This window comes from Vibrio astriarenae (assembly GCF_010587385.1).
Lineage (GTDB): Bacteria > Pseudomonadota > Gammaproteobacteria > Enterobacterales > Vibrionaceae > Vibrio > Vibrio astriarenae.
Window position 1 is genome coordinate 1,190,076 of the sequence record NZ_CP047475.1, and the last position, 13,775, is coordinate 1,203,850.

At 45.8% G+C, this 13,775-nt stretch carries 9 protein-coding genes and 4 tRNA genes; 11 read left to right on the top strand and 2 right to left on the bottom strand.

Going from position 1 to position 13,775, the window contains the following annotated elements; all coding sequences use genetic code 11:
* Positions 1 to 26: 26 nt before the first annotated feature.
* The gene (locus GT360_RS05690) at positions 27 to 2,390 is read right to left on the bottom strand and encodes a DNA polymerase II (RefSeq protein WP_164647947.1); all 2,364 of its coding nucleotides are present in this window, start codon (positions 2,388 to 2,390) and stop codon (positions 27 to 29) included.
* 294 nt (positions 2,391 to 2,684) lie between these two features.
* Here GT360_RS05690 and uvrY point away from each other — a divergent pair, with 294 nt between their 5' ends.
* The 7 genes from uvrY (at position 2,685) to GT360_RS05725 (ending at position 6,564) form a co-directional block, all read left to right on the top strand.
* A complete protein-coding gene (uvrY, locus tag GT360_RS05695; RefSeq protein WP_164647948.1) occupies positions 2,685 to 3,329 on the top strand; it encodes a UvrY/SirA/GacA family response regulator transcription factor in 645 nt (214 codons plus the stop codon).
* 38 nt (positions 3,330 to 3,367) lie between these two features.
* Positions 3,368 to 5,233 (top strand): excinuclease ABC subunit UvrC, encoded by a 1,866-nt coding sequence (gene uvrC / locus GT360_RS05700; RefSeq protein WP_164647949.1) that lies wholly within the window; start codon positions 3,368 to 3,370, stop codon positions 5,231 to 5,233.
* A 47-nt stretch (positions 5,234 to 5,280) separates the two neighbouring features.
* The gene (gene pgsA, locus GT360_RS05705; RefSeq protein WP_164647950.1) at positions 5,281 to 5,838 is read left to right on the top strand and encodes a CDP-diacylglycerol--glycerol-3-phosphate 3-phosphatidyltransferase; all 558 of its coding nucleotides are present in this window, start codon (positions 5,281 to 5,283) and stop codon (positions 5,836 to 5,838) included.
* A 298-nt stretch (positions 5,839 to 6,136) separates the two neighbouring features.
* A tRNA-Cys gene (locus tag GT360_RS05710) sits at positions 6,137 to 6,210 on the top strand.
* Positions 6,211 to 6,213: 3 nt separating this feature from the next.
* A tRNA-Gly gene (locus GT360_RS05715) sits at positions 6,214 to 6,289 on the top strand.
* A gap of 75 nt (positions 6,290 to 6,364) precedes the next feature.
* A tRNA-Leu gene (locus GT360_RS05720) sits at positions 6,365 to 6,451 on the top strand.
* A gap of 37 nt (positions 6,452 to 6,488) precedes the next feature.
* Positions 6,489 to 6,564 (top strand) — tRNA-Gly (locus GT360_RS05725).
* A gap of 59 nt (positions 6,565 to 6,623) precedes the next feature.
* Here the strand turns inward: GT360_RS05725 and GT360_RS05730 are convergent.
* Complete coding sequence (locus tag GT360_RS05730) at positions 6,624 to 8,447, bottom strand: DUF11 domain-containing protein (RefSeq protein ID WP_164647951.1); 1,824 nt, start codon at positions 8,445 to 8,447, stop codon at positions 6,624 to 6,626.
* A 932-nt stretch (positions 8,448 to 9,379) separates the two neighbouring features.
* On the opposite strand from GT360_RS05730, the gene pheS reads away from it, so the two are divergent.
* From pheS to GT360_RS05750, 4 genes are all read left to right on the top strand, one after another.
* Positions 9,380 to 10,363 carry a phenylalanine--tRNA ligase subunit alpha gene (gene pheS, locus GT360_RS05735; protein ID WP_117234713.1) on the top strand — a complete coding sequence of 328 codons (984 nt, stop codon included), beginning with the start codon at positions 9,380 to 9,382 and terminating at the stop codon, positions 10,361 to 10,363.
* An 18-nt stretch (positions 10,364 to 10,381) separates the two neighbouring features.
* Positions 10,382 to 12,769: a phenylalanine--tRNA ligase subunit beta gene (pheT, locus tag GT360_RS05740; RefSeq protein WP_164647952.1), complete on the top strand. Its 2,388-nt coding sequence runs from the start codon at positions 10,382 to 10,384 to the stop codon at positions 12,767 to 12,769.
* A 76-nt stretch (positions 12,770 to 12,845) separates the two neighbouring features.
* Positions 12,846 to 13,310 carry a GNAT family N-acetyltransferase gene (locus GT360_RS05745; RefSeq protein ID WP_164647953.1) on the top strand — a complete coding sequence of 155 codons (465 nt, stop codon included), beginning with the start codon at positions 12,846 to 12,848 and terminating at the stop codon, positions 13,308 to 13,310.
* A gap of 218 nt (positions 13,311 to 13,528) precedes the next feature.
* On the top strand, positions 13,529 to 13,762 hold the full coding sequence (locus GT360_RS05750) for a hypothetical protein (protein ID WP_164647954.1): 234 nt from the start codon (positions 13,529 to 13,531) through the stop codon (positions 13,760 to 13,762).
* The last annotated feature ends 13 nt before the right edge of the window (positions 13,763 to 13,775 follow it).

Below are 13,775 nucleotides of genomic sequence, written 5' to 3' on the forward strand. Positions count from 1 at the left end.
CTATTTTATTTCCTGTTGTTTCTGTCTTAGAAAAGCCCCAATTGGGGTTCACTCAACTGTTTAAAGTCATACCCTACAAAAGGGAGTATCGCTTCTGCCACGGGTTTTAGTTGCTTATCGATGTAGTGCTGGTAATCAATGGCACTTTCAAGATAGTCGATTGGCTCTGGGCCATTGATTGTAATCACATACTCAATACGGCCACGGTTTTGATATTGTAATGGCCTACCTAACTTGGCATTTTTCTCATCAGCAATGCGTGCCGCTCGAACTTGTGGTGGGATGTTCTTCTCGTACTCATGTAATTTACGTCGCAAGCGTTTTTGATAGACCAACTGATTGTCAAATTCACCCGCTTGAGTTCGCTCAACCATATCACGCACATAGTCTGACGGGTTATTTCCATGAAACACCATCATATACAGCTTTTGCTGAAAGGTTTGGGCAAGAGGCGTCCAGTCAGAACGTGCGCTCTCTAGTCCTTTAAAGACTATCTTTTCTTCTCCATTTCTATCAATTAGGCCTGCATAGCGTTTTTTAGAGCCCGTTTCAGAGCCCCGTATCGTTGGCATGAGAAACTTCTTGTAGTGGGTTTCATATTCAAGCTCCAAGAAGGACTCAATACCAAAATGTTGTTTGAGCTCTTGTTGCCACCACGCATTGATCTCTGTGACTAACTGCTGACCTATGATGTCGGCATCTTGCTGTGAATAGGCAGATTTCAAGGCAACAAAAGTCGAATCAGTATCACCATAGATGACCTGATACCCGCGCTCTTCGATCAACCGTTTGGTGGTTTTCATAATTTCATGTCCGCGCATGGTGATACTTGAGGCGAGACGAGTATCAAAGAATCGGCATCCCGACGAGCCTAATACGCCGTAGAAGGAGTTCATGATAATCTTTAGTGCTTGAGAAAACGCGGCTTCGTTGTTTTTCTTTGCTATATCTCGAGCACGCCAGATGTCCTCGACCATTTTAGGCAGGAAGTGCTTTTCTCGATGAAACTGTCCACCGCGAAAGCCTTCAATAGCGCTATTAGGTGAGCGACCTACCTCGAGTTTTAGTCCCTCAATCAGACCCAGGGGGTCAATCAAAAATGAGCGAATGATAGATGGGTATAGACTCTTATAGTCCAACACAAGAACGGAATCATAAAGGTTAGGTATTGAATCCATGACGTACCCCCCAGGTGACGCAATCCAGTCTTCGGGGTGCATATTCGGAGCAACGTAACCAGCGCGATGAAGTTGGGGCAGATAGAGGTTTGTAAATGCGGCCACAGAGCCGCCGATACGATCAAGCTCCAGGCCAGTTAACCGTGAACGTTCAATGGCAAAATCGAGCAAATGCGTATGTTCAAAAATACGATTGACCAATACACAGTCTTGCAGGTTGTATTTGGCAAGCGACAGCTTATCGTGACGAAACATATGGTTAATTTCTTCCATACGGTCGTGCACATTGTGAATGGCTTTGCCTTCGCCAAGCAGCTCTTGAGAGACTGACTCTAAAGACCAAGAGCGGAAATGGTATGTGGCCGATTTGAGCATATCGATACCATCAATCACCACTCTTCCCGGAATAGAGATAAATCCTTGTTGATTGCTACCTGACCGGAAGAATGCGTTGCGGCCGCCACGTCCTAACTTCAATGGTAATTTGTGCCATTGCGCTCTTCTATCGAGTAATCGGAAGTCGAAATCAATGACGTTCCAACCAACAATAATGTCTGGGTCAAATTGATCGAACCAGTTGCAAAGGGCGATTAACAGCGCTTTTTCGTCATTGACCCATTCGATGGGAGTGTTTTCACAAGGCTGCGGTTTGCCCACCATGATGACTCGGCTATCTCGCTCGCAGTCTAAGCCGATAGAGTAGAGGATACCTTTTTCGGAACATTCAATATCAAGTGACACAACACAAAGTGAAGGTTTGTAGTCACCAGCTCGACATTGTGCTTGAGTAATCTGTGTATGTTTAGCTCTAGAGCGACGGTTGCCAGTAAATTCGATGCTTCCTTGAATAAACCGTTCCATTAGGAAGCGATCAGCCAAGCGTATATCTGCCTCAAAAGTGACAATGTCACCCTGAGCAAGGAGCTGAGTTGCTGCTTGTGCTTGGTTTATGGTTTGGAAGTAGCAAGCGCACAGAGGCACTTGTGCGAAGTTTTTCAATGCGAGTGGTCGCATCTCAAATGGGATACTGTTGTCATTCAACAGTCTTTCTGCAGCGTGCCTCTCGTGTTGAGAGATAAAAAAGGTTGGGCGCTCGCCCTCCACTTCGATTTGCATCGGGCCATCATCGGTCGTCACCCATAGTTCTATGAGTGTTTTCTGACCTTTATCTCGCGCTTGGCGGGTTAACACGAAGCCATGATGAATGCTCAATGGAAGTCCTGCTATTGTTTTTATTGACGTTTTCGCAAGGAATACTAACAAACTTTTGATCTTAGTTGATACTTTTGATCTTTATGGATACGAACGGCTATAACATCTGGTTAGGAGGAGATAAATGTGCCATAAGACAGAAAACAATAGTATTACTTGCCAAACCTTGCATTTAGGAGCATAGTCGAAGGAAGCAAATTCTTTCCAATTAGGTTAAAATGGCGAACCAAACTGTTATCCACTCCCGAGTGGTTGCAGAGCCAAGCCAAACAATTAGAGTGTGGAGATACAAGAGTGATAAGTGTTTTCCTTGTAGATGATCACGAGCTGGTTCGCACAGGGATACGACGTATTATTGAAGACGTCCGTGGAATGAACGTAGCAGGGGAAGCTGAAAGCGGTGAAGATGCAGTAAAATGGTGTCGTAGCAATCATGCTGACGTCATTCTGATGGATATGAACATGCCAGGTATTGGCGGTTTGGAAGCGACGAAAAAGATTTTACGCTTCAATCCTGACGTAAAAATCATTGTACTCACAGTGCATACAGAAAATCCGTTCCCAACCAAGGTCATGCAGGCAGGAGCCGCTGGTTACCTAACAAAAGGGGCCGGTCCGGATGAGATGGTCAACGCAATTCGTGTGGTAAATAGCGGTCAACGCTATATCTCTCCTGAAATTGCGCAACAGATGGCATTGAGTCAGTTCTCACCTGCGTCAGAAAATCCGTTTGATGATTTGTCTGAGCGTGAGTTACAGATCATGATGATGATCACCAAAGGCCAGAAGGTGACGGACATTTCAGAGCAGTTAAACCTGAGTCCAAAAACCGTCAACAGTTATCGCTATCGCTTGTTTAGCAAGCTAGATATAAGCGGTGATGTTGAGCTGACCCATTTGGCGATTCGTCATGGCATTTTGGATGCCGAAACCTTATAGGATTATATTGACCGCTGAATTTCAGCGGTCTTTTTATTATGTCAGATAGCAACACTCAAACCTCCCTCGACGAAACAGCGCCTTTTGATTCTTCGGCTTTTCTAAAAACGGTCACTAGCCAGCCGGGTGTGTATCGGATGTACAACATCGATTCTGACGTTATCTACGTTGGTAAAGCGAAAGATCTGAAGAAGCGTTTATCGAGTTATTTCCGCAAGAAAATTGACAGCGAAAAGACCAAAGCATTGGTCAGCCATATCGCCAAAATAGACGTAACGATTACACATACTGAAACAGAAGCTCTTATTTTAGAGCACAATTATATTAAGCAATATTTGCCAAAATATAATGTGTTGTTACGAGATGATAAGTCTTATCCATTTATCTTTTTGAGTGGGCATAAACACCCTAGAGTGTCTATTCATCGCGGGGCAAAAAAGAAAAAAGGCGAATACTTTGGCCCCTATCCAGATTCTGGTGCGGTGAGAGAAACTTTGCACCTCGTGCAAAAGATCTTTCCCGTGCGCCAATGTGAAGACACCGTTTATAGCAATCGAACCAGGCCGTGTTTGATGTATCAAATTGGCCGCTGTGCTGGACCGTGTGTTTCAAGTGCGATCTCGACCGAAGACTATGAAGAGCTCGTTGGCGACCTACGCCTGTTCTTACAAGGCAAAGATCAACAGGTGTTGACTTTGCTGGTGGATAAGATGGAAAAGGCCAGTATGTCGCTAAAGTTCGAAGATGCGGCGCGCTATCGAGATCAAATTCAGGCAATTCGTCGTGTCCAAGAGCAGCAGTTTGTTTCTGAGGACAGTATGGATGATATGGATGTTGTTGGATTTGCGATTGAGAGTGGTGTGGCGTGTGTTCATATTTTGATGATCAGACAAGGCAAGATTCTTGGCAGTCGCAGTCACTATCCAAAAATTCCAGCGAATACTGACAAGACTGAAGTGTTTGATAGTTTTCTCACCCAATACTATCTGGCGCACAATGAGGCAAGGACATTGCCAACTCGTGTATTGCTTAACTCCGGATTGAGCGATGAGTTAGACTCCATTCAAGCCGCGGTATCGGACGTGGCTGGCAGAAAAGTTCACTTTCAATCCAACCCGACAGGGACAAGGGGTCGGTATCTTAAACTTGCAAACACCAATGCATTGACGGCGATCACCACCAAGATCAATCATAAGATGACGATCAACCAACGCTTTACAGAGTTGCAAGATGTCTTAGCGACTGAGTCATTAACACGTATGGAATGTTTCGATATCTCCCATACAATGGGTGAAAGCACGATTGCTTCTTGTGTCGTCTTCAATCGTGAAGGACCACTTAAGCAAGAGTATCGCCGCTATAACATCACAGGTATCACTGGCGGAGATGACTATGCCGCGATGGCGCAAGCTCTAGAGCGTCGATACTCGAAGCAGCTAGATGTTGACAAGATCCCGGATGTTATTTTTATTGATGGTGGTAAAGGGCAGTTGAATGCAGCCCTTTCAACAATCAAGCAATTTTGGGGAGATTGGCCTAAGCGACCAACGCTGGTTGGTATCGCCAAGGGTGTGACACGTAAGCCAGGTTTGGAGACGTTGATTACTGATCACGGTGAAGAGTTTAACCTGCCCTCGGACGCGCCAGCTCTGCACTTGATGCAGCATATCCGAGACGAGAGTCACAATCATGCGATTGCGGGCCATCGAGCTAAACGGGGCAAGACTCGCAGAACCAGTGCGTTAGAACACATTGAAGGGATTGGACCAAAGCGTCGCCAGGCCTTGTTAAAATACATGGGTGGGCTGCAGGAACTGAAACGAGCGACTGTTGAAGAAATCGCCAAAGTGCCAGGGATTAGCTTTTCTTTAGCAGAAAACATTCATCAAGCATTGAAAGAATAGAAAAAATCTCGCAACATAAACGCGAAACTGATCAGAGCCGTATACTTATGCCTTTAAACATTCCGAACATTCTTTCTTTGCTGCGACTATTTTTGATACCTGTATTTATCGTCGCGTTTTACTTGCCGTATAGCTGGGCACCTTTCGCAGCCGCCATGATTTTTTGGGTTGCCGGTGTCACTGACTGGTTAGATGGAATGCTGGCTCGTAAATTGGGGCAGACATCTCGCTTCGGCGCTTTCATTGATCCAGTGGCTGATAAAGTCCTTGTTGCAGCTGCACTTATCTTGATTACAGAGCACTACCATACGATTTGGATTACAATCCCTGCGGTGACAATGATTGCTCGTGAAATCATCATTTCAGCTCTACGTGAGTGGATGGCAGAGATCGGTAAGAGAGCAAGTGTCGCCGTTTCATGGGTAGGTAAAGTAAAAACAGTTTCACAGATGTTCGCGTTATGGATGTTGATATGGCGTTATGATGACTGGATGATCTGGCTCGGTTATGCAGCGCTTTATGTTGCGACCATTCTTACTTATTGGTCCATGATTCAGTATCTCGCAGCGGCAAAAGATGATTTGCTGGATGAAAAAAACATGTAGATAGAGAGCGAACCGAACGGTTCGCTTTTTTTATCCCCTAATTTTGGCAAAGGTGTTGTTTCGCTAAGCTGTGGAGAGAGAATTAGCCGAAGTAAGTCGATGAAAGTTTTCTGATCTTCAATTGCCACGCCATTGTTCTGTGGGGTTTTTATACAAAATGTGTGATTTTTATCACTTTTGTGCGGATATTGTTCAAACAAATAAAAAAAACAAAAAAACGTTTGACTCGAAAGTCGGTTTCCGTAAAAATGCATCCCGTACCCAAGAGGAGCGGTTAAGTTTCTCTAAGCGGTTTGAAGGCGTGTTGGCAGAGTGGCTATGCAGCGGATTGCAAATCCGTGGACCTCGGTTCGACTCCGGGACGCGCCTCCATTTGCGACACTAGCTCAGTTGGTAGAGCGCAACCTTGCCAAGGTTGAGGTCACGAGTTCGAACCTCGTGTGTCGCTCCAAATTTTTGTGATAGCGATTCCCTTATGGGTCGATATCAAGGATGGTGTCAACCATCGCAAGACCAAGTTTTGCGTGCCCTGGTGGTGGAATTGGTAGACACAAGGGATTTAAAATCCCTCGACGTTCGCGTTGTGCCGGTTCAAGTCCGGCCCGGGGCACCATCTTACAATATATTGTGATTCTATATCATTGCATTATGCGACACTAGCTCAGTTGGTAGAGCGCAACCTTGCCAAGGTTGAGGTCACGAGTTCGAACCTCGTGTGTCGCTCCAGTTTAAAAGCCCGCTCACAAGAGCGGGCTTTGTCGTTTCAGAATCTTGTTCAGATTATATCATTGTTTTGGTTCGCAATCTTCACACTCTGGACACAACTGACACATAGTGGTTGCTGATTCACCCAAAGAGGTGAGGTCGCCCAAGTCTCCGCCAGGCACTACCGGAGAGGTAGCTTTGGCGTTTGCTGTGTTAGATAGGCTATAGCTTTCACCTGTCGGCAATGTATCTGGGTTGTACTCACCAGAGTAGTCATAACATAGGCCATCACCACCCGGTATTGTTTCAACAAACTCACCAGTACCATCATCTTGACAAGCATAGAGGAACATATCTGGGCCCTCGGCAATCTGAGTATACTGGGTACAGGTCTCACCCGTACCGCAAGCGTTGGTTTGTAGAGGATCACAACGCTTAGCGTAGTCGAGGCTGAAAGATTCATTCAGTGTAACGTCGTCACTGTCGGTTAGGGTTACATCCAACGGGATATCACCGGTATTACACACCGTACCACCATAGTTTTTCTTCACTGCTATTAGTCCGCTAGTCGCCTCGAGACTCAATTCACAGCTCTTGTTAATGGTGAGCAGAGGTGAGAGCGGTAGTGAGTCACAGGCCACGGTAAGTGGTACATTGGTTGCACTCAATACATCGCCGCCAGCTAGCTGGATAGTTGCAGAGGTGATGGTGTTGGTGCCCCCGTTGATAGTCGATGTAAACGACCGACCGCTGATGGTGATGGTTTCATCCGCTGAAAGTGGAGTACCGTCATTTAAGTTACCTAGCGTATTGTTAATCGTGAATGGGGTTCCGTTACTTGGTTCGTCCTCAATCACCAAAATCTTATCAGCAGTAAACTCACCGACACCGGTATTGATGATATCGATTTCGTAGTCAACCTTGAAAGTATTGTCCGAATTGAGATCCACCACTTTACAGCGTTTCGCAACCGCAAAGCTACACAGATTAAAGTCTTCGAGAACATAGTCTTTAAGTGATGCGGTAAACGAGCTAGACGAGCGAGTCTCGGCCATAAAGCTGCTGAAGCAGCCTTCGCCACCGATCAGTTGGGTAATGTTGATCCCGCCTTCATAGAAGGTCTCATATGGGAACTCGTTCAATGCTGCGCCTTTGAATTCAAACTGCCAAGGGGCTGCGGTTGGGTCGTTCGGGCCATCTTCAGCGTTGGTGACCGCACAGGCTGCGTTGCCTACACCACCGCCATTACAAGTAGCCTGGTTTTTCTTGATCAAACGCAGGTTTTTAGCTGCACAGTCTCCTTCAGCAGGGTTGTTACTGTCTGCCTTTGAACAACTAGGGTCCCAAAGAACGACTAAAACTTCCGGTGTGGCATTGTTTGCCTGTGGGAAGTTAGCCAACACCAGCACATCCCCTTCGGTGTGCATCCCGTCAAAAGACCCTCCCTGTAGGTCGTCAATTGGATTTTTGAAGAACCAGAAACCAAGGAAGGCATCACCAACGTTAGTGGTTCGGTCAGCACCAAAGTAAATGATTAGGTCGCCGTTGGTATCCTGTCCACGATAGGCGGCTGCATAGGCGTTGATGATCTCGTCTTTATCTGGGGAGCTACCAGACTTGTGGCCCCACTGACTAACATCCTGGATATCTTTTCTACCACCGGTAAAGATGCTGGAATCGGCTCCGTTAATGGGTCCATCAGGAACTATGCCAGTGAATTTAAGCGAGTTACCGCCGGTGTTGTTACCTGAATCGTATAGCGAGGCCCAATCGTCCAAAGTGTTGTCATCTACAATGGGGTTACCGTCCAGCTCGAACGGTTCAGCCATTGCATTGCCAAAGGTCATGACGCTGACAGCGATAGCGATTGAGGTTATTAAAGACTTACAGTTTGCTCTGTTCATAGCAATTGTCTCCTCAAGTGAAAGTTAGCGACGATGTCGCTAAGTAAATAGGCCTGGGTACAGAGCTTATGCAACCATGGTATTACTGATTGTTTCACTGGCCATACGGCAAGTCTGTGTCAAGCCTCCGTGTTAGGGCATAGCAATAAATGAACCAGGTGTAAGTTATTGATAAATAATGTTTATACAAATATGTGTTACACAGGGAAGTTTACATTTTGTAAACCAGGAAACTAAGCGTAAGAGTATGATTTTACGAGGGGGGATATAGGCAAAAGTTAATGCATAACAAGTTTTAATTGCAATATAAATTATTGATTTTAATCACTAAAAACCAAAAAAATAAGCATTGTCTTTACAGATTGTAACAGGCATTACACTGTGTACGCCGCATGTCTACCTGATCACTTTACATTAGTAATAGTATTTGAGCGATAAAGGATTAGTCGTATTCTTTTTTGCCAATCCAATGCTTAATGTAGAGCACGATGAAGGAGTTGATGGAAGGAATGAATAAATATGAGAAGCTAGGCCAGTAAAAGAAGTTTAAAGCCTACCTGTTTGAGTTGAACTATGTCGTTTCTAACTGAGAAACCTTTCTGTTTGAACTGAACACTCTTAGGAAGTTAAGTGTCTTTTCATCGGGTTGGTTTTTGTCAAAATCGATATGTTATTTTTACACGTGAAATAAAAGTTGTGGTTTTTTTTATTCAGACCGCTCTAATGGTGTGTATTTAACCGAAATGACATTGGATTTCTAGACGTCTTTCGCTACTATGTACAGCTACTTGAAAAACTGGAAATCCGCTTTGAAACCGAAAGGGGTCAAAGTTGGAAACGTTAGTTATTCAGTGTCGATTTATTGATACTTGGAACTAATGAACACTACCACTTATATCCATTGCATGTGGGTATAGGTAGATGAGGAAACGATGCAACATCTAGAAGAGATCATTGCTAATGCGAACACAGCTATTGAAGCTGCTGAATCGCTAGTCGCACTTGATGAAGTGCGTGTTCAGTATCTAGGTAAAAAAGGTGAGCTAACTGCTCAGCTTCAGAGCCTAGGTAAACTACCACCAGAAGAACGTCGCAGTGCTGGTCAAGAGATCAACAAAGCGAAAGGCGTTGTTCAACAAGCTATCGCAGCTCGCAAAGATGCACTACAACGTGCAGAGCTTGAAGCGAAGCTAGCAGCAGAAACGATCGACGTAACGCTACCAGGTCGTCGTATCGAGAACGGCGGCTTACACCCTGTTACTCGTACTGTTGAGCGTATTGAGCAGTTCTTTGGTGAGCTAGGCTTTAGCACTGAGTCTGGTCCTGAAATTGAAGATGCATTCCATAACTTTGATGCACTTAACATTGCAGAAGACCACCCAGCGCGTACTGACCACGACACCTTCTTCTTTAACCCTGATCTCATGCTGCGTACTCATACGTCAGGTGTTCAGATCCGTACGATGGAAAATGGTAAGCCACCATTCCGCTTCATCGCACCGGGTCGTGTTTACCGCAATGACTACGACCAAACGCATACGCCAATGTTCCACCAAGTGGAAGGTATGCTAGTAGACGAAAACGTAAACTTCGCTCAACTAAAAGGCATCCTGCACGACTTCCTAACGAACTTCTTCGAAGAAGACCTAGAAGTTCGCTACCGTCCATCTTACTTCCCGTTCACGGAGCCTTCAATGGAAGTGGATGTTAAGCGTAAAGACGGTAAGTGGTTAGAAATCCTTGGCTGTGGCATGGTTCACCCGAACGTACTTCGCAGCGTAGGCATTGACCCTGAGAAATACTCCGGCTTTGCATTCGGTATCGGTATCGAGCGTCTAGCAATGCTACGTTACGGTGTAAACGATCTACGTGCGTTCTTCGAGAACGACCTGCGTTTCCTTAAACAGTTCAAGTAATCCAGAGGGTTCATCACAATGAAATTCAGCGAATCATGGCTTCGTGAGTGGGTAAACCCTTCAGTTTCTACTGACGAGCTTACGCACCAAATCACTATGGCTGGCCTAGAGGTTGACGACGTTCTTCCTGTAGCTGGCTCATTCACTGGCGTTAAAGTGGGTAAAGTTGTTGAGTGTGGTCAACACCCAGACGCAGACAAACTACGCGTAACTAAAGTGGATGTTGGTGCAGAAGAACTGCTAGACATCGTATGTGGCGCATCTAACTGTCGTCTAGGCATCAAGGTTGCAGTTGCAACAGTTGGCGCAGTACTTCCAGGCGACTTCAAAATCAAGAAAGCAAAACTACGTGGTCAACCATCACACGGTATGCTTTGTTCATTCTCTGAGCTAGGCATCGACGTAGAATCAGACGGTATCCTAGAGCTAGCAGAAGACGCAGCAATCGGTACAGATTTCCGTGAATTCCTAGGTCTTGACGACGTAACAGTAGACGTAGACTTGACCGCTAACCGCGCTGACTGTTTCAGTATCCGTGGTCTAGCTCGTGAAGTTGGCGTACTAAACCGTGCTGACGTCACTGAGCCATCAGTTGAAGCAGTTGCAAACACTATCGAAGACGCAGTATCTATCGAAGTGAAAGCACCAGCGGCATGTCCTCGTTACCTTGGTCGTGTAATCAAGAACGTAAACGTTCAAGCTGAAACTCCACTATGGATGCAAGAGAAACTGCGCCGTTGTGGTATCCGCTCTATCGACCCAGTAGTCGACATCACAAACTACGTTCTTCTAGAACAAGGTCAACCAATGCACGCATTCGATCTAGCGAAGATCGAAGGTGGTATCGTTGTTCGTCTGGCAGAGCAGGGCGAGAAGCTGATTCTACTAGATGGTAACGAAGCTGAGCTAAACTCAGATACTCTAGTTGTAGCAGACCACAACAAAGCACTAGCAATCGCTGGTATCTTTGGTGGTGAAGAGTCTGGCGTAACAACTGAGACTAAAGACGTTCTACTGGAGTGTGCGTTCTTCGCACCAGATCACATCCGTGGTCGTGCACGTAGCTACGGCTTGCACACTGATTCTTCAATGCGTTTTGAGCGTGGTGTGGATTTCGCACTACAAGCAGACGCAATGGAGCGTGCAACTCAGCTTCTAGTGGAAATCTGTGGCGGTGAAGTAGCACCGGTTGTTGGCGTAGAGTCACAAGCTGATCTTCCAAAAGCAAACACAGTTTCATTACGTCGTAGTAAGTTAGACAACCTACTAGGTCACCACATTGCGGACAGCGAAGTTGCTGAGATCCTAGAGCGCCTCGGCCTAACAGTTGAAACCACGGCTGAAGGTTGGACTGCAACGGCACCAACATGGCGTTTTGATATCGCAATCGAGCAAGACCTAATTGAAGAAGTGGGTCGCATCTACGGTTACGATAACATCCCTAACCAGCATCCAGCTGCAACGCTGAAGATGCACAACCACGTTGAAGCGAATATTCCGCTAAAACGTGCACGTGATCTTCTAGTTGACCGTGGCTACCACGAAGCAATCACTTATAGCTTCGTAGAGCCAGAGCAGCAAAAGCTGATCGTGCCAGATGTTGAGGCACTAATCTTACCGCACCCTATCTCTGCAGATATGTCAGCGATGCGTCTAGGTCTGATTCAAGGGCTACTAAACACGGTTGTTCACAACCAGAAGCGTCAACAGCCGCGCGTTCGTCTATTCGAATACGGCCTACGTTTCATCCCATGTGAGTCTGCTGAAAATGGTATGCGCCAAGAAGCAATGCTTGCAGGTGTTATCGCTGGTACTCGCAGCGAAGAGCACTGGGACATCGAAACTAACACGGTTGATTTCTTCGATCTTAAAGGCGATCTAGAAGCAATCCTTGAGCTAACGGCTAACGAGAAAGCTTACTCGTTCGCAGCTGCGAAGCACCCAGCTCTTCACCCAGGTCAATCTGCGGCTATCATCGTAGACGGCAAAGAGGTTGGTGTTATCGGTACGATTCACCCAGAACTAGAGCGTAAGTTCGGTCTAAACGGTCGCACTATCGTGTTTGAAGTTGAATGGTCTGCAATCAACACGAAAGTGATTCCAGAAGCAGTACAACTTTCTAAATTCCCATCAAACCGTCGTGACATCGCAGTTGTTGTTGATGAAGCTGTTGCTTCTGGCGACATCGTTGCAGCATGTCTAGAGCAAGGTGGTGAGTTCCTAAAAGATGCGAAGCTATTTGACGTATACGTAGGTAAAGGCGTCGAAGAAGGTAAGAAGAGCCTAGCCATCGCTCTGACACTGCAATCAGTCGAGCGCACGCTAGAAGATGCAGATATCGCTGGTGCGGTTGATGCTATCGTTGCTCACGTATCTGAGAAGTTCGGTGCTTCACTGCGTGACTAATAAGCTAACATCACGTTAGTCTTTGAGAGGCCCTTATGCGCAAGCTAAGGGCCTTTTTGTTATCTAGGAAGGGAACATGATTCAACTCGATGATTACCGCTCAGAGGATGCGAATGACCTTTGGAGCATTTACTTTCACACCATTCGTCATATCAATATTCGTGACTATTCGCTGGATCAAGTAGCAGCGTGGGCACCGGATAACATCGACCCACAACGATGGCGCAATAAGATGGAGTCGATTAAGCCTTTTATCGCTAAAATCGACGGTAAGCCAGTGGGTTATGCCGATTTGCAGCAAGATGGTTTAATTTACCACTTCTTTTGTCACCATCAATTTCAGTCAAGGGGTGTGGGCAGAGCACTAATGACTCATATTGAACAGCAAGCCAAGCAACGGGGCACTTCACGGCTCTATTCACATGTCAGTATTACTGCTCGTCCTTTTTATGAGCGAATGGGCTTTACTGTTGTGAAGGAGCAACTGATAGAGGTCAGACAGCAACACTTGAAGAATTTTGTGATGGAAAAACCCCTTTAGTAAACGCGCAGTTTACATAAAAGTGCTCTTTTGTTAAAAAAGATGATGGTATTGGCATTGCTCATTTGTTTTATTATAATACAAATAAGTGATCGAGGTAGCAGAAAAGCTGCTCAAAACCCCGTATCATCACTTCGTCATAGCGTGTTTCTGAATATCCTTTCTTGTTCAGGGGCTTGCGTGACAAATGACAAACGAAAGATATAAAAGGTAAGTTGGTGGAAAAGTTTTTTACTGCACTCGAACAGCTAGGTGTGTCTTATACGCCTACGCAAGAAAAGCGTGACTCCCTTTTATGGGACGGCACAATTGCGCACAACGACTCTGAGACAAACGTTTGGATTCGTTGGTGTGAGGAGTTTGAAGAACCGGTGTATTGCAGCTTTGGTTTTCAGAGCTACTGCCATGCGCTGTTCATTCGTAAAAACTTCGATCAAGCGTTCCCAATTTAACGTTTGAACTTGC